The organism is Bacillus sp. LSHTCR4 (assembly GCF_057197025.1).
In genome coordinates this window covers 413,974-433,852 of sequence record NZ_JBXUNO010000002.1, presented here as the reverse complement: position 1 = coordinate 433,852, position 19,879 = coordinate 413,974, and the positions used below count along the sequence as shown (strand labels likewise).

Annotated in this window: 17 protein-coding genes and 1 pseudogene; 4 read left to right on the top strand and 14 right to left on the bottom strand. The window is 36.4% G+C overall.

What is annotated here, in order from left to right; all coding sequences use genetic code 11:
* Positions 1–17: 17 nt before the first annotated feature.
* The gene (locus AC2CGR_RS15920; protein ID WP_087965877.1) at positions 18–338 is read right to left on the bottom strand and encodes an ArsR/SmtB family transcription factor; all 321 of its coding nucleotides are present in this window, start codon (positions 336–338) and stop codon (positions 18–20) included.
* Between the two features lie 443 nt (positions 339–781).
* Between AC2CGR_RS15920 and AC2CGR_RS15915 the strand changes: the two genes are divergently transcribed.
* A complete protein-coding gene (locus AC2CGR_RS15915; protein WP_000721231.1) occupies positions 782–1,216 on the top strand; it encodes a hypothetical protein in 435 nt (144 codons plus the stop codon).
* Positions 1,217–1,250: 34 nt separating this feature from the next.
* On the opposite strand, the gene AC2CGR_RS15910 is transcribed toward AC2CGR_RS15915, so the two are convergent.
* From AC2CGR_RS15910 to nadB, 5 genes and pseudogenes are all read right to left on the bottom strand, one after another.
* A complete protein-coding gene (locus AC2CGR_RS15910) occupies positions 1,251–1,892 on the bottom strand; it encodes a YhcN/YlaJ family sporulation lipoprotein (protein WP_484480997.1) in 642 nt (213 codons plus the stop codon).
* 1,844 nt (positions 1,893–3,736) lie between these two features.
* Positions 3,737–3,893, bottom strand: a pseudogene (gene safA / locus AC2CGR_RS15905) (SafA/ExsA family spore coat assembly protein); the annotation flags it as partial.
* Positions 3,894–4,113: 220 nt separating this feature from the next.
* Positions 4,114–5,220, bottom strand: coding sequence for a quinolinate synthase NadA (gene nadA, locus AC2CGR_RS15900; protein WP_061688010.1), 1,107 nt, complete (start codon positions 5,218–5,220; stop codon positions 4,114–4,116).
* Positions 5,221–5,250: 30 nt separating this feature from the next.
* Positions 5,251–6,084 (bottom strand): carboxylating nicotinate-nucleotide diphosphorylase, encoded by an 834-nt coding sequence (nadC, locus tag AC2CGR_RS15895; RefSeq protein WP_087965881.1) that lies wholly within the window; start codon positions 6,082–6,084, stop codon positions 5,251–5,253.
* Positions 6,085–6,103: 19 nt separating this feature from the next.
* Positions 6,104–7,633 carry an L-aspartate oxidase gene (nadB, locus tag AC2CGR_RS15890; protein WP_087965883.1) on the bottom strand — a complete coding sequence of 510 codons (1,530 nt, stop codon included), beginning with the start codon at positions 7,631–7,633 and terminating at the stop codon, positions 6,104–6,106.
* 152 nt (positions 7,634–7,785) lie between these two features.
* Between nadB and AC2CGR_RS15885 the strand changes: the two genes are divergently transcribed.
* From AC2CGR_RS15885 to AC2CGR_RS15875, 3 genes are all read left to right on the top strand, one after another.
* Complete coding sequence (locus tag AC2CGR_RS15885; RefSeq protein WP_087965884.1) at positions 7,786–8,928, top strand: IscS subfamily cysteine desulfurase; 1,143 nt, start codon at positions 7,786–7,788, stop codon at positions 8,926–8,928.
* A complete protein-coding gene (locus tag AC2CGR_RS15880; RefSeq protein ID WP_000812272.1) occupies positions 8,928–9,470 on the top strand; it encodes a transcription repressor NadR in 543 nt (180 codons plus the stop codon). The genes AC2CGR_RS15885 and AC2CGR_RS15880 overlap by 1 nt, the downstream gene beginning before the upstream one ends.
* Before the next feature lie 79 nt (positions 9,471–9,549).
* Complete coding sequence (locus AC2CGR_RS15875; protein WP_087965886.1) at positions 9,550–10,197, top strand: MOSC domain-containing protein; 648 nt, start codon at positions 9,550–9,552, stop codon at positions 10,195–10,197.
* 94 nt (positions 10,198–10,291) lie between these two features.
* On the opposite strand, the gene pheA is transcribed toward AC2CGR_RS15875, so the two are convergent.
* The 8 genes from pheA to AC2CGR_RS15835 all read right to left on the bottom strand — a co-directional run bounded on the left by pheA (position 10,292) and on the right by AC2CGR_RS15835 (position 19,878).
* Positions 10,292–11,143 (bottom strand): prephenate dehydratase, encoded by an 852-nt coding sequence (gene pheA, locus AC2CGR_RS15870; protein ID WP_000621725.1) that lies wholly within the window; start codon positions 11,141–11,143, stop codon positions 10,292–10,294.
* A 96-nt stretch (positions 11,144–11,239) separates the two neighbouring features.
* Positions 11,240–13,153, bottom strand: a complete 1,914-nt coding sequence (locus tag AC2CGR_RS15865; protein WP_087965888.1) for an ABC transporter permease — start codon at positions 13,151–13,153, stop codon at positions 11,240–11,242.
* A 49-nt stretch (positions 13,154–13,202) separates the two neighbouring features.
* Positions 13,203–15,125 (bottom strand): ABC transporter permease, encoded by a 1,923-nt coding sequence (locus tag AC2CGR_RS15860; RefSeq protein ID WP_484480996.1) that lies wholly within the window; start codon positions 15,123–15,125, stop codon positions 13,203–13,205.
* A complete protein-coding gene (locus AC2CGR_RS15855; RefSeq protein WP_000114530.1) occupies positions 15,100–15,876 on the bottom strand; it encodes an ABC transporter ATP-binding protein in 777 nt (258 codons plus the stop codon). The genes AC2CGR_RS15860 and AC2CGR_RS15855 overlap by 26 nt, the downstream gene beginning before the upstream one ends.
* Before the next feature lie 93 nt (positions 15,877–15,969).
* On the bottom strand, positions 15,970–17,052 hold the full coding sequence (locus tag AC2CGR_RS15850) for a HAMP domain-containing histidine kinase (protein WP_484480995.1): 1,083 nt from the start codon (positions 17,050–17,052) through the stop codon (positions 15,970–15,972).
* The gene (locus tag AC2CGR_RS15845; RefSeq protein ID WP_061688020.1) at positions 17,042–17,749 is read right to left on the bottom strand and encodes a response regulator transcription factor; all 708 of its coding nucleotides are present in this window, start codon (positions 17,747–17,749) and stop codon (positions 17,042–17,044) included. The genes AC2CGR_RS15850 and AC2CGR_RS15845 overlap by 11 nt, the downstream gene beginning before the upstream one ends.
* Positions 17,750–18,043: 294 nt before the next feature.
* Positions 18,044–19,330: a GTPase ObgE gene (gene obgE, locus AC2CGR_RS15840; protein WP_029440021.1), complete on the bottom strand. Its 1,287-nt coding sequence runs from the start codon at positions 19,328–19,330 to the stop codon at positions 18,044–18,046.
* Positions 19,330–19,878 carry a sporulation initiation phosphotransferase B gene (locus AC2CGR_RS15835; protein WP_001003587.1) on the bottom strand — a complete coding sequence of 183 codons (549 nt, stop codon included), beginning with the start codon at positions 19,876–19,878 and terminating at the stop codon, positions 19,330–19,332. The genes obgE and AC2CGR_RS15835 overlap by 1 nt, the downstream gene beginning before the upstream one ends.
* Between the last annotated feature and the right edge of the window lies 1 nt (position 19,879).

Here is a 19,879-nt window from a genome sequence, read left to right as displayed (position 1 = left end):
GTGTTAGTTAAAAAAAATTAATAATTTGACTCTATTGCTTGTAGTAAATCCTTCACCTGTTTTAAAAATTCTCCAGCTATTATAGAATAAAAAATTTCTTTTCCATGTCGATCCGCTACAATTAGTTCTGCTTGTCTTAAAATTTTCAAATGATGCGAAACAGCCGGTCTAGAAATCCCCATTTTATCTGTTATTTGCGTTACATTCATCTGTTTGCTTTCTAACAGCAGCATAATAATTTGCTGACGATTCTCATCTCCCAACGCCTGAAATATAGGTGTTACGACCTGAAATTTCTCTAATACAACTTCTGTATTTCTACATTCAAAATTCTCCATATCCTATTCATCCCAACCTTTTACACTAAAAATATGTAATATATTACCATTAAATAATAACTCTTTCATATACACTTGTAAATAACTTTATTTTCCGACTTTTATTCAAATAAAAAAGGGAAGATCGGATTCCTCCATTCTTCCCATTACATTCATATAAAATGAAAGACGCCTGCAAAGCAGGCGTCTTGATGCGTTTACGGCGAGAGACCAGGCGACCACATTCGCGTGTTTAGCACTTAAGCATATCTCTCGTCTTACGTAAATTAGCTCATCGCTTTGCTAATATAACATTAATAAAGTATAAGTGCAACATGTTTATAAAAATATTTTATTTCCTCTTTCATCCAAATGAATTATATGTAAATTATAAATTGATAAATGTAATATATATGTTACAATTAATATAACAGCGAAATCATAATAAACAGGAGATGGATATTATGAAAAAAATTAAGGATGAACGTCTTATTCTGCAAACGTTAAAAAACATTCGAATTGCTTTTCTTTTTCAATCACTTGGTATAATTGGCATTTTAGGCTATATCGGATTCACTGAAGGAATGGATCAAATTACGAAATCACCATTATGGCTATTATTTATACTTACGAGTATTGTGCTTAGTTATTTACAGTTAAGCGTTTCTATCGATGTAGAAGAAAGCGAAAAAGAAATAAAATTAACTCCTTATTACAAAATTGTTTTACGTTCTCTTATTGTAGGAATTGTTATGGCTATTATTTATATCATATTCAGTCCAGAAAGACCTCTCTTTGAAGCTATTTTAACAGGTGGCATTCTCTTTATTTGCTTTTTAGGTTCTTATTCCATTAGTTATTTTATTAAAAAGCGTCGTTTACAAGATGACGATGAATAAAGAGGAAGGGCTACCCCTTCCTCTTTTGTTTTTGCTATCGCACTGTACCAGTTAAACCGTAACGAATGTCTCGGAACATATTCACTATGTCACGATTAAAATCGTTTGTAACTGTACCGTTACGTAAGCGTGTACTCATTGCATCGACACGAGTAAACATATCATTTCTTACAGAAACATATACGTTTCTGTTTCCTACTTCATTTGAAACCGCTTGACGAATTTCGTTTGCCATCGCCGTTTCATTTGTCACTGTGTTACGTGGTTTTACCGCAATCGCCACATCGTTTCCATATACAACTGTAGACACACGGTCTACGTTATTCATACGTTTCACACGATTTGTAATTCTTTCTGCAGTTTTACCATCATTGTTAATGTATGAATTGTTCATTGTAATATTACGCGTTGGATGCGGATTAGCAATTTGACCGTTGTAATTTACATCACGGTAATAGTTATATCCTGTATCGTTACGACCATTTCTATATGTTACATAGTCTGTATAACGATCGTTACGCGCCACATTATCACGATACTGATGTGTATCATTATAAGATGTACGCTCGTAATTGTAGTTACGTCCATCCATTGCATTGTTTTTTGGTGTACCACATGCAGCTAATGCACTAGTAACTAACAAAGAAGCAGCAATCACTTTTACTTTCGTATTCAATACAAAAACCCCCTCTGTTAGAATGAGCTTCTCTTCTGAAAAGCTCCCTCTTATGATGAGTAACAGAGAAGGTTTTTACACTGTTAATATTTCACTGGGGATTTTCTAACATTTGGTGTAAATCTTTCGTTTCCAGAATGAATCTACATACAAAAAAGGTGGGAATAATCCCACCTTTTTTTAAACTTCTTCTTCATCCTCTTCTTCTGAAACTGGCTCCCCAAATACATTTGGCGGATCAGGTTGATAATACATCGTTCCTGGCTGTGGTGCATATGCTGATTGAGTTGGTTGATAATATAAAGGATTCGCGTATTGTGGCCCTCCAGGTTGCGGACTATATAGCCTACTCTCTCCTCCGCATCCACAATCTTCCTCTCCTTGCACGAGCGGCGGCATATTATTATCTATCGGCATCATATTTGGATTTGGCATAGACGTATATTGCGGTCCAAACGGTGCTCCTTGCTGATATGGCATTTGATATGGATTTTGTTGTTGATAATACGGATTCGGCGGCATCATAGGTTGTTGGTACGGCATTTGATATGGCATCATATTCGGTGGTTGATTATTATCCATAATCGGCATCATGTTTGGCATTTGATTGTTATCCATAATTGGCATCATGTTTGGCATTTGATTGTTATCCATAATTGGCATCATGTTCGGCATTTGATTGTTATCCATAATTGGCATCATGTTCGGCATTTGATTGTTATCCATAATTGGCATCATGTTTGGCATTTGATTGTTATCCATAATTGGCATCATATTTGGTATTTGATTATTATCCATAATTGGCATGATGTTTGGTGGTTGATTGTTATCCATGATTGGCATGATGTTTGGTGGCTGATTATTATCCATAATTGGCATGATATTTGGTGGCTGATTGTTATCCAACATTGGCATGATGTTTGGCACTTGAATATTTGGCGGTATTACTTGCGGAATAACTACATTTTCTTTCGATACATTTGGTGACACTATATTTCCTACATTTTCTTTCTTTACTTGTGGTGATACTATGTTTCCTATATTTTCTTTCTTCACTTGCGGTGACACTATGTTTCCTATATTTTCTTTCTTTACTTGTGGGGATATGATATTCCCTACATTTTCTTTCTTCACTTGCGGTGACACTATATTTCCTATATTTTCTTTCTTTACTTGTGGGGATACGATATTCCCTATATTTTCTTTCTTCACTTGCGGTGACACTATATTATCTTTTTTCGTTTGCGGAGAAATGATGTTATTAGGTTTCATTTTAGTAATTTGAGGAGCAATTAATTCGCTTCCTTTTTTAATTACATCTGAAATTTTATATTCTTTTTTCGCTTTTATTGGTGGTTGTGGTGGCTGTGGTAACACATTGACCGAAAACTTCGTATTTTCTTTCTCTGCTGGTTTTTGTTTTTCTATAACAGGTGGCTTTTGAATAACAGACGGTTTTTCAACTGGTTTTTCTATTTGAATTGGCTTTTCTTTTTGCACTTCTTTTTGAGGCTTTACCTGTACTTCTTTTTGCGGTTTCACTTGCATTTCCTTCTGTGGTTTTACCTGTACTTCTTTTTGTGGTTTCACTTGCATTTCCTTCTGCGGTTTTACCTGTACTTCTTTTTGTGGTTTCACTTGCATTTCCTTCTGCGGTTTTACTTGCACTTCTTTTTGCGTTTGTTGCATAGCAGGCTGCTGTGTAATTGGCGCTGATTGATACGTAACTTCTTCTTCATCTTCTATTCCAAGCGGCGTTGGCGTTGCTGCAAATTCTTTTTGTTGCACTTCTTTTACGTATTGTTTTGGAGGTGCTGAGCCTGCACCAGCATGTTGTTTCACGTGAACGCTGTTTGATGGTACTTTAATTTTCATACCTGGCATGATTAGATCTGGATTACTAAGTTGTGTATTTGTTTTTTTCAGCGTATCAAAATCCACTCCGTACTTTTTCGCAATTTTCCAAAGGGTATCCCCTTTTTGCACGATATGAATTTTCAAATTTTCCCCCTCCTGTATAACTTATCTATAAGTAACAAATCTCATGAAGTAACTCTTTCTACATAACGTTAACTTCTTTTCACTTTCATCACTTCTTCGATTTTCAATATCATTTGAAGTGGAATAAGCATAAAAAAATCGCAATGATTTCTTCAAAACAATGTATGCCCATTTCGTTCTGATTATGTGTATGAAAAAAAGCACCGGGAATCCCGCTGCTTCATACACGCTCTAACATACGATTTAATGCAAGAACCGCTTCTTCAGTCACTTGTTTATCTACGCTAATAACGTTAATTTCTTCTCCTCTTTCTATCGTTTCAAGCGCCCATAATAAGTGTGGCAAATCAATTCGGTTCATCGTTAAACATGGACACATAAAGGGGTTAAGTGAAACAATCTCTTTATCTGGATGTTGTTGAATAATGCGGTTCACTAAATTCATTTCTGTACCAATCGCCCATTTACTTCCGGATGGAGCCGATTCAATCATATCAATAATGTATTTCGTTGAACCTGCATAATCCGAAGCAGCTACAACTTCATAGCAACATTCCGGATGTACAATAATATTCATATCCGGATGATTTTTTCGTACATTCTCTATATTTTTCACTGTAAAGTTTTGATGAACTGAACAATGCCCTTTCCATAAAATCACTTGAATTTCTTCTATATCTCCATCGTACTCTAATGAATCAGTATGCGGGTCCCATACTGCCATTTTATCTAACGGTATACCTAAATCGTACGCTGTATTTCTTCCTAAATGTTGGTCTGGTAAAAAGACGAGACGCTCTTTTTGTGTAAACGCCCAAGATACCATTTGTTTTGCATTAGAAGACGTTACTGTCGCTCCGCCATTACGACCACAAAACGCTTTAATGGCAGCCGTAGAGTTCACATACGTTAACGGAATCATCGTATCTCCAAATAATTTTGTAAGCTCTTTCCATGCTCTTTCTGTTTGTTCGATATCTGCCATATCTGCCATCGAACAACCTGCGCGCATATCTGGCAAAATAACGATTTGATCATCTGTCGTTAACATATCAGCTGTTTCTGCCATAAAGTGTACACCACAAAATACAATATATTTTGCTTCTTTATTGCTCGCTGCAACTTGCGCAAGCTGAAGTGAATCTCCTGCTGCATCTGAAAATTGTACAACTTCATCTTTTTGATAATGATGTCCTGGAATAAATAACGTTTCCCCCATTTTTTCTTTAATTTCACGAACACGCTTTTCCATATCTTCTGTTGACATCGTGTAATAACGCTCTGGTAACATCGTTTCAATTGGCTGCACTTTTTCTAAAATACTCATATTTCTTTCTCCCCCTCTAAGCCACTTTCCTTACGCTTCAATATTGAAACTAATATCAAGTGCTTTCACTGAATGTGTTAACGCTCCAAGTGAAATGTAATCTACCCCTGTTTTTCCGTATTTCGATAAATCTTCAATTGTAATGCCTCCCGATGCTTCCGTAACGATAGCGCTTGGCACAATCTTTGAAAACTCCCAAATCTCATCTGGCGTACGGTTATCAAACATAATAATATCCGCACCAGCAGCTACAGCCTCTCTCACTTGTTCCTCAGTTTCTGTTTCTACTTCTACTTTCACCATATGTCCTAATTTTTCTTTCACCGATGTAACAGCTTTCGTAATAGAACCAGCAAAAGCAATATGATTGTCTTTGATCATGACACCGTCATATAAGCCGAAACGGTGATTAAATCCGCCTCCGCATACAACTGCATACTTATCAAACATACGTAGCCCTGGCATCGTTTTTCGCGTATCACAAATGCGTGTATGGCTGCTATCTAAAGCAAAAACAGCTTTATGTGTCATTGTCGCTATCCCGCTCATACGCTGGATAACGTTTAATATAACGCGCTCTGCCGTTAATAACGATGCGATTGGCCCTTGGATAGTTGCAATTATTTCGCCTTTTTCTACAAGATCTCCATCTTTTTTATGAAGCTCCACTTCAATTCTCTCATCAATTAATTTAAACCCTTCTTCAATGACTAAACGTCCCGCAAAGACCCCTGTATCCTTCGCAAGAAACGTTCCTTTTGAAAGTAAATTATCTGGAAAAATAAACTGAGATGTTACATCTCTTTCTCCTATATCTTCTAGAAAAAATCGATTTAATGCTTCTTTAACCTTTATCGTATTCATAAAGCCCCTCTTCCCCTCATTACACAAGTTGTAGTTTTCTTTTCACTCGAATGATCTCTTTTTTTACGCTATTTCTATGTGGATAATCACTTCGATAATGACCACCAATGCTTTCTTCTCTTTGCAAAGCTGATACGACGATAAGCTCACAAACTGTTAACATATTAATAAGCGTTATCTCTTCATTTGTAAGAACATCATGTTGTAATATCATATTTCGAACACCGTACTTACTAAGCCATCTCTTTGCAGAAGATAAACTTTGCTCTGTTCGCACAATCCCAACATATTTCATCATGCATTCTTGTATTTCTTCTTTCGTCGGCAAATGATTCAGAACGATAAATTTCTTTTCCTTCTCAGCAAAGTTGTTCAATCTGTCTTTTGTCGCTTTCGTTAAAATATGTTGTCCTATTCTTTTTCCAAACACGAGACCTTCTAATAACGAATTACTTGCTAATCTATTTGCTCCATGAACACCATTACAAGCTACTTCACCGACTGCATATAAATTTGGAATGGACGTCTCTCCATCACAGTTTGTTTTCACGCCGCCCATATGAAAATGAGCTCCAGGTACGACCGGAATGCGTTTTTCATTTATATCAACACCATTCTTTTTACACAATGCTGATACAGTTGGAAAACGTTCTTCGAAATTTTGGATGGACTCGATATTCAAATACACTTTTTCACCCGACAAAAGCTGTTCATGAATTGCTCTTGCCACTACATCACGCGGTGCGAGATCATGATCATGGTGTATATCCACCATAAAACGCTGCCCTTTCCCATTTATAAGGACAGCTCCTTCACCACGGACAGCTTCAGAAACAAGTCCACAGCATCGCCCGCCTGCATATAACATTGTTGGATGAAATTGTACAAACTCTAAATCTACGAGTTCTCCACCTGCGCGGTATACCATCGCAATTCCATCACCCGTAATTGTTTTGTCATTAGAAGTAAAGGCGTATAAACCACCAATCCCGCCTGAGGCTAGCACCGTATAATCTGCATCATAACGCTTCAGTTTCCCTTCACTATCTCGTGTTAAAACTCCAGCACATTTTTCGTTTTCTATAATAAAATCAAGCACCATTTCCTGTTCCACTACCGTAACGTGCGGCGCTACTTCTTGAATGAAATGCTCTAATAAATTCTTTCCTGTCGCATCGCCACCTGCATGTAAAATGCGGCGCTTTCGATGTGCACCTTCTTTTCCAAGATGAGGACCCGTTTCATCTCCATCAAATTTCATTCCATTTTTAATGAGATTATTTATTTCTTTCGGTCCTTCCTCGACTAAATGACGGACCACATCTTCATTGTTATAGTGACATCCTGCTACTAACGTATCTTCAAAATGATCATTCGGATTGTCATATGTAGCTACCGCTGCGGCAATTCCACCTTGCGCTAAATATGTATTATTATTACGATTCGTTTCCTTTGTGATAATAATCACATTCTTTTCGTGACAAATCTCTTTCGCAACACGAAGTGCCGCAACGCCACTTCCAATAATTAAGACATCTGCACTTGGCATAATTGTTGCCTCCTACTTTACACTTTTCAACTGTCTTGACACCTATATTTACATAGTTTTAAAATAATGACAAGAGTTTTTTTATAATTCTTATTTTCACTACCATTTAAAAAATAAAAGAAATGTAACTCTTACTAGAGAGAGGACCTTACATGATGATATATCTTGACTATGCAGCTACTACACCTATGAGCGTGGAAGCATTACAAACATATATGAAAGCAGCATCGCAATACTTCGGAAATGAACAAAGTTTACACGACATTGGAGGAACAGCCTCTTCTTTATTACAAGTCTGCAGAAAAACATTTGCTGAAATGATTGGCGGAAAGGAACAAGGGGTATTCTTCACGAGCGGCGGGTCAGAATCGAACTATCTTGCGATTCAATCCCTTCTCAATGCCCAAAATAAGAAACATATTATTACGACACCTATGGAACATGCATCCATTCGAAGTTATTTTCAATCCTTACAATCAAAAGGGTATACAATTACTGAAATTCCTGTTGATAAAAATGGACTCATTCGTTTAGTAGATTTAGAAGCAGCTATTACAGAAAATACTGTTCTAGCAAGTATACAGCACGGAAACTCTGAAATCGGAACTGTTCAAAATGTCGCAAAGATCGGGGCACTTTTAAAAAAATATAACGTTTTATTCCATTCAGATTGTGTACAAACATTTGGTAAACTTCCTATCCATGTTTTTGAGATGGGGATTGATAGTCTTTCTGTTTCAGCACATAAAATATACGGACCAAAGGGTGTTGGCGCTTGCTATATAAATCCGCAAGTTCGCTGGGCACAAATATTCCCGGGAACCTCTCACGAAAAAGGTTTTCGCCCAGGCACAGTGAACGTTCCTGGCATCGCTGCTTTTTTAACAGCTGCTGAGAATATATTAAAAAACCATCAGGAAGAATATTTACGTTTTAAAGAGTTACGATCCTACTTTTTAGAAAAAATACGAACACTTCCGCTAGAAATTGAAGTAGAAGGTCATTCTACTTCTTGTTTACCACATATTATTGGGGTTACAATAAAAGGAATAGAAGGTCAATATACAATGCTAGAATGTAATCGCCATGGTATTGCCATTTCCACTGGAAGTGCTTGCCAAGTCGGTAAACAAGAACCTTCGAAAACAATGCTTGCAATTGGAAAAACGTATGAAGAGGCAAAACAATATGTCCGCTTCTCTTTCGGACAACAAACAACGAAAGATCAAATTGATACTACTATTCATGCACTACACACAATTGGAAATCAATTTTATAGAGGTGTTAAATCATAATGAAACAAAATGAACAAAAAAAGATTTTAGGTGAAGAAAGACGACAGCTTATCCTTCAGTGGCTTCTCGCTGCAAATGAACCGTTATCCGGGAATGAGCTATCGAAAAAGACAAACGTAAGTAGACAAGTTATCGTGCAAGATATTTCCTTGCTTAAAGCACGAAACGAACCGATTATTGCAACTGCTCAAGGATACTTATATTTAAAACCACAAGAAAAACAGCAAGCTTTCGAGCGCGTAATTGTATGCCAACATAAACCAGCTGAAGTACGTCAAGAACTTACAATGCTTGTTGACCACGGCGTTACGATTAAAGATGTAAAAGTAGAGCATCCTGTATACGGTGACTTAACAGCATCCATCATGGTAAGTAATCGATTTGATGTAGAGCAATATTTACAAAAAATCGAAAACACAAATGCTTCCTATCTATCGCAATTAACAGACGGTATTCACTTACATACAATTGAAGCAGATTCTAAAGAAAAGTTAGACGCTGCTTGCGAGGCTTTAGATAAAGCAGGATTTCTCGTTTATTAATGTAAAGCACAGAGTTTTTATCATTCTCTGTGCTTTTTTAATGCTATAATATTGTAATCAATTGTAAAGGAGATCAAATATGAGAATTGAACTCGTTCACTTTAGCATTGGCAAACCGAAACAAATGAAATATGGCGAAGATAAAGAAATGATAACAGGTATATGTAAAGATTCTACGGAAGAAGCTTTTCTCTCAAAAGATGGCTTCCTTGGTGATGACGTAGCGGATTTAAAACACCACGGGGGACCTGATCGCGCTGTTTGTGTGTACCCACACGAGCATTACGCACTATGGGAAAAAGAATTCCAAACAACACTTCCAGCTTCCGCATTTGGCGAAAACATTACCGTAACAAATATGTTAGAGCATGATGTTTGCATCGGAGATACATACAAATTAGGTGAAGCGATTATTCAAGTGACACAAGCGCGCGTACCTTGTAGCACGATTTCAAAACGCCTCGGTATTCCTGGCATACTGCCGCGCATTGTAGCAACTGGATTTACTGGCTACCTATGCCGCGTTCTTCAAGAAGGTACTGTACGTAAAGATTCTAAAATTACATTACTAGATCGTCCATCAAACAATGTATCTGTTTTATTCTCTAACGAAATTTATTTTCATAATAGAAAAGATAAAGATGGCATTGAAAAAATCCTTGCTGTAAAAGAGCTAGCTGATATTTGGCGTGATCAGTTAGAAGATCGTCTTGCGAAATTAAAATAAAGAATCCCACCATTTATAGGTGGGATTTTATTTATCTATCAGACGGTATACTAGCGACTGAATTTATATCGACTTAACTACAAAATACTCTCTCTTACAACCAATAAGAAGAATAACTTCCCAGCACAGTAACAGAAAAACCGAGTGCTTCAAGTTCCATCGTTACGCCTGGCAATAATACGTCATCGTATGCTTTATCGACATCGATTAAGAAAAAGTAATTTCCAAGTCCTGTTTTCATCGGACGCGATTCGATTTTTGATAAGTTTAATTTTCTCCATGCGAAAGCTGATAACACTTGATATAGCGCCCCTGCATAATCAGCAGGTAACGTTATCATAAGCGTCGTTTTCTCTCCGCGGTTTTCTCCATTATTTGAGAGTATTGCTTTCTTTTTCTTATGGAGCACTAGGAAACGTGTATGATTATTTTTATGTGTATGAATGCTTCGCCTTACAATCGTTAATCCGTATTTCTCTGCAGCTGCTTCATTTGCAATGGCAGCAATTTTTTCTTCAGGATGTTCTTTCACATATTGCGCAGCAGCACTTGTTGATGTCATATCTCGGGCGGTTATCCCTTTTAATTCTTCATTTAAAAACTTATGACATTGGGCAATAGCGTGTGGATGAGAATGCACTGCATATACTTCTTCCCACACTTCTGCATACTGCGGATGTACAAGTAAATGTTGCTGAATTGGCACTGTTATTTCTCCTACAATAGAAAGTGGTTGCTCATGTACGAGGTAATCAACTGTTATATTCACTGAGCCTTCTATGGCATTTTCTAGTGGTACCACTGCATAATCTACATTTCCATTTGCAGCTGCATCCATACAATCTGGAATCGTTCGATACGGTACATGCTCTGCTTCCGGAAAAAAACGACTCACCGCCATATTTGTAAATGTTGCTTCTGGTCCTAAATATCCTACTCGAATCATCGTCTTTTCCCCTCCTTTTCGTTTTCTTACTGTTATACCATACTTTTTTACATTCTTCTATGTAAATTTCGAATATTAAAAAAAGACTAGCGTTTGCTAGTCTAAATGTTTCTTATATTCTCTTTGAGCGAAAAAGAAATACATGATGCATGCGGCGATATAAAATAGAATAAACAAGCCTACTTTTCGTAATGAACCATCCATAAAGATTGTATTATGAAATGTATATAACGCAACCGCACTATGCATACTCCCGACTATAATAGGCGCAAAAAAGAGCATACACAATTGCCAGCGAGAAATCTTCCACACTTCTTCTTTCGTCATTCCAAGCTTAGATAGCGCTTCGTACTGCTTTCTATCTGATGAAATATTATGAAACCATTTAAAATACACGATACTACATGAAGTAAGAAAGAATAATATACTAATGAATGAGCCTACAAATAGAGTAATATCGCCGAACTCTTTCATATTCACATATAACTCCATATTACTTCGAAATGCGTTATTATCATCTTGTTTTATATGTTTCCGTAAAGCTTCATTTAATTTTTTCGTATTTTCGATATTTGGTAATGTGTATCCTCTATACATCATTTTTTCAGAATCCGGAACCTTATTGGCTATTCCGTCAAAATCTTCATCATTCATGACGAAAAACAGACCGTTAATGTGCGCAAGATGATAGTTAAACTGCACCCCTTCTTTCTGACCGTTAAATACGAATTGATATGGTCGATTCATTACTTGCAATTGAATCTCTTTTTGATTATATATATTCGAACGATTGTATTTATTATAAAAAACAAGTGTAACAGTTCCTTTTTTAGGATGATACGTTTTCTGTTTTTGTTTTCTTGCCTCCTGATTGTATTCACTTTCTTTAATGAGCGGCGCTACTTCTGTTTCTCCCTTGTTGGACTGAAAAGATGCATACACTCCAACAAAACTCATAAATTGAAAATCATCATATCCATATTGATGCAGTAATTGTTCAACCGTACCTTCCTCAAAGACTTCATGGGTAGAAACACCTTTTTCTATGTATGAAAATGAGTGTGCGCCCCCATCTCGCCACATATCTTGCATGCTAGAAAAATATAAGAACACCGTACCTGTTGCTGTAACTACAAATGTCGTTGCCATAGAAAGCATAAAGAAAAAGCGACCATTTTCCTTCATTCGATGTGACAATTGATTCACTATAAATAAATACGGATATGTATACATAATCTTTTTATTTCGTTTAATCATTTCTAACAATTGGATTGTACCGTGTGTAAAAGAAAAGTACGTTCCGAAAAAAACAAGTATAGACACAGGGAAAAAATATAATCCTATCGTTTCCATTGTCACTTGTAGCGCTAACGCATATCCTGTCCCTAAACAAATAAAGCCGAATATACAAAGCCATATTGATGTTTTCTTCTCTTTTTTATCCGCTCGAAATTCTTTTAATAACCGAATGATTTTTATGTTCCATATACGTAAAGCACTTATAAAAGATAACAGAATAAAAACAACCATATATGTAATAAACGTTACCACAATCGCTTTCACGTCAAATATAACAGGGAGTTCTTTCGGAAGACGCATTAGCATGCTAAACACCATAAAAAAGAGTTTCAAAAAGATCATGCCAATCCCAATACCGAAAATATTAGCAAATACCCCGATCAACATTTGTTCGGTCATAATTACACCAATTACGTTAGATTTCGTTGCTCCCATTAACATATATAATCCTAATTCTTTCTTACGTGCCTCTATGAAAATAGAAGTGGAGTACAAAATAAATATGACGAAAAAAGAAATGATAATAACATTACATATAACAAGTCCCCAGCGTACATTTTGATACCACAGTGTCTCTTGCATATACGGATGTACAATGACAGACATGTATGCAAAAGACGCAAATATTGCAAAACAACTACTTAAGAAAAACACTTTATAATTACGCCCATTTCCTTTTATATTTTGTAGCGCTAGTTGTCGAATGTTCATCTATCGTCCCCCTATAACTTACTACATAGGCAAAAAGCTAGAGGTTTCTCTAGCTTTGCACGTGTTTCAAATATCCTCTTTGCGCGATTATAAAGTAAATCGCAGAAGCTACAATGTATGCTCCAATTACAATCGCACCTGATTTCCATAAATCGAGATAAAGCATTTTTCCTAACGTATGAAGAGCAAATCCACTATGAATGGCACCAATTACAATTGGGATAAAGAAGATAACACCCATTTGTCGAATTGCAATTTTACGAATTTCTTTATCTGTCATACCGATTCTTTTTAACGATTTAAATTGAATACGATCTTGTTCTTTATCGTTAAACCATTTAAAGTATGTCATACTACAAGCGAAGAAGAAGAATAGTACAGCTACAAAGAAACCGATAAACATTGTAATTGCCCCTGATTCCCTTATATTTTTATAAGCGAGCACTGAGTTGTTTAGTTCTCCTTGTTTATCTGGTGCAATCTCCTTTTTCAAATCTAACACAAGGTCTTCCGTACTTTTCCAGTCTTCTATATAATAACCGTAATATTTCGTCTTTTCTTCATCCGGTACGAGCTTTGCGTATTTCTCAAAATCTTGATCATTTACAATGAGATATTCACTATCATTAAAAACAGAAAATGAAGTTGGGTCATTTAATTGAACAGATTGCTTTTGTCCGTTAATTTTAATTTCATGCGGTTTCGAACGATCTATCTTCATCATATCGTTCGCCATATCCGTTATGACCATCGTTGCACTACCAGGTGCATTATGAACTTCTCTAACTTGCTCTCTTTTTTGTTTACGTACTTCAGCGTTATATTCTTTTTCTGAAACAATCGCCATTGGCATCTCATGTTCACTGTTAAACATCGTGATTTTTTGAGTTCCAGGAAGTTTTACGTACGTTACTTCTCGCGCTTCTTCAAATCCATGTTTTTTTATTAACTCTTTTGCTTTTCCTTCTTTGATGACATTATGCGTATGTATTCCCTTTTCCTCATACGAAATAGCATGCGGGGTACTAGTTGCTGCCTTATAACTCATATCCTCGAAAAATACGTACAGCGTACCAACTGCTGAAGATACAACGGCCGTAATGATAGAAATTACAAATAGAAAACGAGCATTATCTTTCATTTTATAAATAAGATTGCTAAGTACGAACATATTTGGATATGTATAAAAAGATTTTTTTTGTTTTTGTAAAGCCTTTAATACAACTGTACTACCTTGTGTAAACAGCAAATAAGTTCCGCCTATCGTCAGCCCTACAATCGGTAAAAACAGAATGATAAAATTCATAAATGTTACTTGGAAGCTAAGTACATATGCAACAATAATACATCCTATACCAACTACGCATAACCATGTAAATGCAAAAGGCTCTACTTTTTGTTTTCTTGCTTCTCTTAATAAATCGATAATTTGCAAGCGTCCTACTGTCCAAACGCTAAACAATGATAGGATTAAAAATAGAATAAAGTATACACCTGCTGTAATCAAAACCGCTTTACTATTCCATACAAGTGGAAGTGTTTTATCTATTTTCAATATTACGCTTAATGCTTGGAAGAATAATTTTGAACAAAGCATACCAAGTCCAATACCTACTACAATTGCAATACTACCTAACATAAGCTGCTCTAATATAATCATTCGGCCAAGTTGAGATTTCGTTCCGCCTATTAATGTTAATAGACCAAACTCTTTTTTCCTTGCTCGTAAAAATGTTGAATTTGCATATAAAATAAAGAGTGCTGAGAAGATGACTACAATATAATTCATCGATTCTAACCCTTTTGAAATCATCTCCCTCATACTAATATTACCGCCTACAACATCTGGATGATAAATAAAGGAAGCATACATGAAAAATACGACTATAGATAAACAACTGCTAATAAGAAACGCTTTATAATTACGCCAATTTCCTTTTACGTTATTAAGCGCGAGCTGGCGAAAGTTCATGATATTCTCCTCCTAGCATCGCAAGTACGTCCAGAATTTCTTGGAAAAAGGCTTGTTTCGTTCTTCCTTTATGAATTTCTGAGAAAATCTCTCCATCACGTATGAAAAGAATACGTTCGCAATAACTCGCCGCTACTGGATCATGCGTTACCATTGCAATCGTCACTTTCTTTTGTTCGTGCAAATCTTGCAACGCACTCATTAATGATTTTGCTGACTTTGAATCTAAGTTTCCAGTTGGCTCATCCGCTAAAATTAACGTCGGTTCATGAATGATCGCTCTCGCAGCTGCTGCACGTTGTTGCTGTCCGCCTGATACTTCATATACTTTTTTATTTAATATTTCTTCGATATTTAAGAACTTTGCAATCTCAAGCACTTTTGCATCGATTTCATTTACAGATTTCTTCGCCATTACAAGTGGTAAAATGATATTTTCTTTAATCGATAGCGTATCAAGTAAGTTAAAATCTTGGAAGATGAATCCTAAATGTGTACGACGAAACTCCGCTAATTTTGCAGCACGCATTTGATTAATTTCTTCCCCATTTACAAGCACATGACCTGAAGTTTGCTTATCAATTGTTGCTAATAAATTTAAAAGCGTTGTTTTCCCGCTCCCTGAAGGACCCATAATCCCTACAAATTCGCCTTCTTCTATTTTAAAATTTATATCATTTAAAGCAGTCGTCGCTACTGAACCTTTTGATTGGTACACCTTCGTTAATCCTTTTACTTCAAGAACACTCATTTCTAATCCCCCTATGTGTTTTCTTCTTACATTTACTATAAGAAAAATAAGAAAAAGAAACGAGTGATTTCCCTTACAAAACGTTTTGTTATCTTACAGTTTTGTCATTTTTCTCATTAATGTATGATATTCTTCATCTTTTGCAAATTGGAACGTGAATGTTGTCCCTTCTCCTTCAGCCGATTGCACAAAAATACCGTGATGTAAATTATCGCAAATTTCCTTCGTAATATATAAACCCATTCCAGTCGCTTCTCTCGTTTTACGGCCATTTACCCCCGTAAAGAATGGATCAAATATACGCTTTACATCTTGCTCTGGAATACCGATTCCATTGTCCTTAATATGTAATAACACCTTTTGATCTTTCTCTTCAATTTGAAATTGAATTTCCTTTTTCTCTGCTTCTGAAATTTTCGTATACTTAATTGCATTTACAACGATTTGACCTATAGCAATACTTAGCCATTTTCTATCAGAGGCAACCATACAAGTATCTTCTTCAAACATCACTTTCGGAAATACAGACGATTGAATGAAAGACTTTCTATTTTCATTAATAATACCTCTAATAATATCTATCACATTTACTACTTCTACTTTATAGTCTTTCGCAAACTGCTCTAACCTTGCCATATGTAACGCTAAATCTAAACCATTTAGTATACGATTATTTTCTTCACGAATACTTTCAACTGTTGCTCTTGCTTCACGATGCTCTTTACCAAACTTCTGTAATAATAACTCAATAACAGATACTGGTGTTTTCATTTGATGAATCCATTGATTCATAAATATCATTTGCTGTTGCTCTTTCGCATGTTGTTTATGAACTTCATTCATATATTGCTGTCTTAACAGCGTAAACGATTCAACGACCATCTCTTGCTCTGCCGTATAAGAAGTATCAATAAGTAATGAATCATGTAATGTATTTCCGCCAGTAACATACTTTTCAATCCTCTTTAAAAACACACTCCGTTTTCGGTAATCGTAAATGAGATATACAGTAAAAACAACTGTCCCTAATAAAAGTCCGTATAACCACGTATTCCAATCAATAGATCGCTTTTCTAAAAGACTTTGCAACTGCAAAACGAGCCCAAATAAACAGAGGCTAACAATGTAAGAAAGAATTAAAGAAAAGCGGTCCATGAGGTAATTTTTAACCTTCATGCCCTTCTCCCCACTCTGTAAGAAGCGCATAACCATATCCACGTTTCGTTACAATTGCATTTTTAATGCCTAGCTCCTCTAGTTTCTTCCTTACACGTTTTACATTTACGGTTAATGTATTATCATCAACAAAGGCTACTTCATCCCACAGAGCTTCTAACAATTCTTCACGCGTTACATATTGATTCGCCTGTTTCATTAAACACTCTAATAAGTAAAATTCATTTTTTGTCAGTTCTGTTTGTTGTCCTTGCCACTCAATAACGTGCTGAGACGGAAATAACAACAGTCCATTTACACCTAAACAATCACTTTCTGCCGCAGAAGCGTACTCACCATACCCACGTCGAAGTGCACTTTTCACCTTAGCCATTACAATGTCTAAATGGAATGGCTTCGTAATGTAATCATCTCCGCCATTTTCAATTGCCATGACTTGATCCATTTCCCCCGTTCTTGCAGAAACAAAAATAATTGGTGCATTCGATACATTGCGAATTTGACGACACCAATAGAAACCATCAAAATACGGTAAATTAATATCAAGTAACACGAGATGTGGATTTACTTTTACGAACTCATCTTTTATATGTCGTAAATCACTTGCTCTAAATGACTGATAGCCATACCTTTCTAAATGTTCCTCTAATATCCCCGCGATTTTCTCATCATCTTCTACAATTAATATTTTATACATGTTCACTTTCTCCCCATAAAAAGTTCTTATAAAACTACTTCTTTTTCTATTATAAATTGAAAATTTAATTAGTGGGGATTTTTTCCTGTACGAATCAGACTTTTACGATATAAAGTGAAACTTTAATCAGTGGGGTTTTTTTCTTCATCCCCCACTGATTATCAGCCCTCACCAATCGGACTTTTATGGGCAGCCCGACCCCCACCTAACTTCTTTGCTTTCGCTGAATTTTGAGGTAGGGGTCTTACTGCCCATTAAAGTGGGATAAAAAAAGACTGCCATATTTCGGCAGTCTTAGTCGATAAATTCAAATTCATATTCAAGAATTTTTACAATATCTCCATCTTTTGCACCACGTGCACGAAGCGCTTCATCAATACCCATTCCGCGCATTTGACGAGCGAAACGACGTATAGATTCATCACGTGAGAAGTCTGTCATTTTGAATGTTTTCTCAATATCGTAACCAGAGATAACAAACGTGCCATCACTTTCACGTGTAATGTCAAATTTAACACCTTCAGTCTCAAATTTGTACATTACACTTGTATCAGACTCATCCGCAACTTCATGTATTGGGAATTCTGGTGTTGTTTCTATTAAGTTCGCTACTTCAAACAGTAAGTCACGAACACCTTGTTTCGTTACAGCTGAGATTGGGAATATTTTTACTTCGTCTCCCACTTTCTCTTTAAATGCTTGTAAGTTTTCTTCTGCATCTGGCATATCCATTTTGTTTGCAACAACAACTTGTGGACGCTCCGTTAGGCGAAGATTGTATTCTTTTAATTCATTATTAATCGTTACGTAATCTTCATATGGATCACGGCCTTCTAAACCAGACATATCAATAACATGCACGATTACACGTGTACGCTCAATATGACGTAAGAATTGGTGTCCAAGTCCGACGCCAGCATGTGCGCCTTCAATTAGTCCAGGAAGGTCAGCCATAACGAAGCTGCGGTTATCACCAGTTTCAACAACACCAAGATTTGGAACGATTGTTGTGAAGTGATACTCTGCAATTTTCGGACGCGCTGATGATACGACAGATAATAATGTAGATTTACCTACACTTGGGAATCCAACAAGTCCAACGTCTGCTAGTACTTTAAGTTCTAGAATGACATCACGCTCTTGACCTGGTTCCCCGTTCTCAGCGATTTCTGGCGCTGGATTCGTAGCTGTTGCGAAACGTGAGTTACCACGGCCACCGCGGCCACCTTTTGCAATTACAGCAGTTTGTCCATGCGTTACTAAATCGGCAAGAATTTGACCAGTTTTTTCATCTTTTACTACTGTTCCTGGCGGAACCTTTACAAGTAAATCTTCAGATTTACGTCCGTGCTGACCTTTACTCATTCCATGCTGACCGCGATCAGCTTTGAAATGACGTTGGTAGCGGAAGTCCATTAATGTACGTAAGCCTTCCTCAACAATGAAAACAACATCTGCACCTTTACCACCGTCGCCACCTGCTGGGCCACCTTTAGGTACATACTTCTCACGACGATACGCAACCATTCCGTTACCACCGTCGCCGCCTTTTACATATATCTTGACCTGATCTACAAACATTATTTCACCACACTTTTTTCGATTGGTTGTAATATAACTGAGACTTCTTCGTCTCGTACTGTATAAGAAATGGAATACCATTTATTGTTTTGGGTCGCAAGCCAATTCTGTAGTTCTTCTACACTCGTTAGCTTACCACGAAAATCAAAAAAGAAACGAGCATTCTCCGCGTCACATTCAATTGTGATACAAACATAATTTTCAACATATACGTCTAAACTATGCTGAAGCATTGAGAAAAATTGATTCGTCCATGTACATACAGTCTCATCTAAGTGAGATAAGTTATGTAATTTCCCTAATACTTCGTACTCCAATAAGCACGGCTGCTGTTTCCAATTATATGTTAAAATCCACTCTGAAAATAAAGGCATTGATAGCCCCATCAGATTGGATTCTTGTCTCGCTTCTTGGACAAAACGATCGATGAGACTATGAATCTCTTCCACTTTTCCAAGGGAAAGGTTTCCTTTCACCATCTGCATACGATTGAGCCAATCATGTCTTGAATGGCGCAATGCATCTATAATTGTCCATTTTTCATTCATT

Excerpts from the sequence above, each read along its gene's own strand:
- AC2CGR_RS15920 (WP_087965877.1), bottom strand. The coding sequence starts at position 338 with ATGGAGAATTTTGAATGTAGAAATACAGAAGTTGTATTAGAGAAATTT.
- AC2CGR_RS15915 (WP_000721231.1), top strand. The coding sequence starts at position 782 with ATGAAAAAAATTAAGGATGAACGTCTTATTCTGCAAACGTTAAAAAAC.
- nadA (WP_061688010.1), bottom strand. The coding sequence starts at position 5,220 with ATGAGTATTTTAGAAAAAGTGCAGCCAATTGAAACGATGTTACCAGAG.
- nadC (WP_087965881.1), bottom strand. The coding sequence starts at position 6,084 with ATGAATACGATAAAGGTTAAAGAAGCATTAAATCGATTTTTTCTAGAA.
- nadB (WP_087965883.1), bottom strand. The coding sequence starts at position 7,633 with ATGCCAAGTGCAGATGTCTTAATTATTGGAAGTGGCGTTGCGGCACTT.
- AC2CGR_RS15885 (WP_087965884.1), top strand. The coding sequence starts at position 7,786 with ATGATGATATATCTTGACTATGCAGCTACTACACCTATGAGCGTGGAA.
- AC2CGR_RS15880 (WP_000812272.1), top strand. The coding sequence starts at position 8,928 with ATGAAACAAAATGAACAAAAAAAGATTTTAGGTGAAGAAAGACGACAG.
- AC2CGR_RS15875 (WP_087965886.1), top strand. The coding sequence starts at position 9,550 with ATGAGAATTGAACTCGTTCACTTTAGCATTGGCAAACCGAAACAAATG.
- pheA (WP_000621725.1), bottom strand. The coding sequence starts at position 11,143 with ATGATTCGAGTAGGATATTTAGGACCAGAAGCAACATTTACAAATATG.
- AC2CGR_RS15865 (WP_087965888.1), bottom strand. The coding sequence starts at position 13,153 with ATGAACATTCGACAACTAGCGCTACAAAATATAAAAGGAAATGGGCGT.
- AC2CGR_RS15860 (WP_484480996.1), bottom strand. The coding sequence starts at position 15,125 with ATGAACTTTCGCCAGCTCGCGCTTAATAACGTAAAAGGAAATTGGCGT.
- AC2CGR_RS15855 (WP_000114530.1), bottom strand. The coding sequence starts at position 15,876 with ATGAGTGTTCTTGAAGTAAAAGGATTAACGAAGGTGTACCAATCAAAA.
- AC2CGR_RS15850 (WP_484480995.1), bottom strand. The coding sequence starts at position 17,052 with ATGAAGGTTAAAAATTACCTCATGGACCGCTTTTCTTTAATTCTTTCT.
- AC2CGR_RS15845 (WP_061688020.1), bottom strand. The coding sequence starts at position 17,749 with ATGTATAAAATATTAATTGTAGAAGATGATGAGAAAATCGCGGGGATA.
- obgE (WP_029440021.1), bottom strand. The coding sequence starts at position 19,330 with ATGTTTGTAGATCAGGTCAAGATATATGTAAAAGGCGGCGACGGTGGT.
- AC2CGR_RS15835 (WP_001003587.1), bottom strand. The coding sequence starts at position 19,878 with ATGAATGAAAAATGGACAATTATAGATGCATTGCGCCATTCAAGACAT.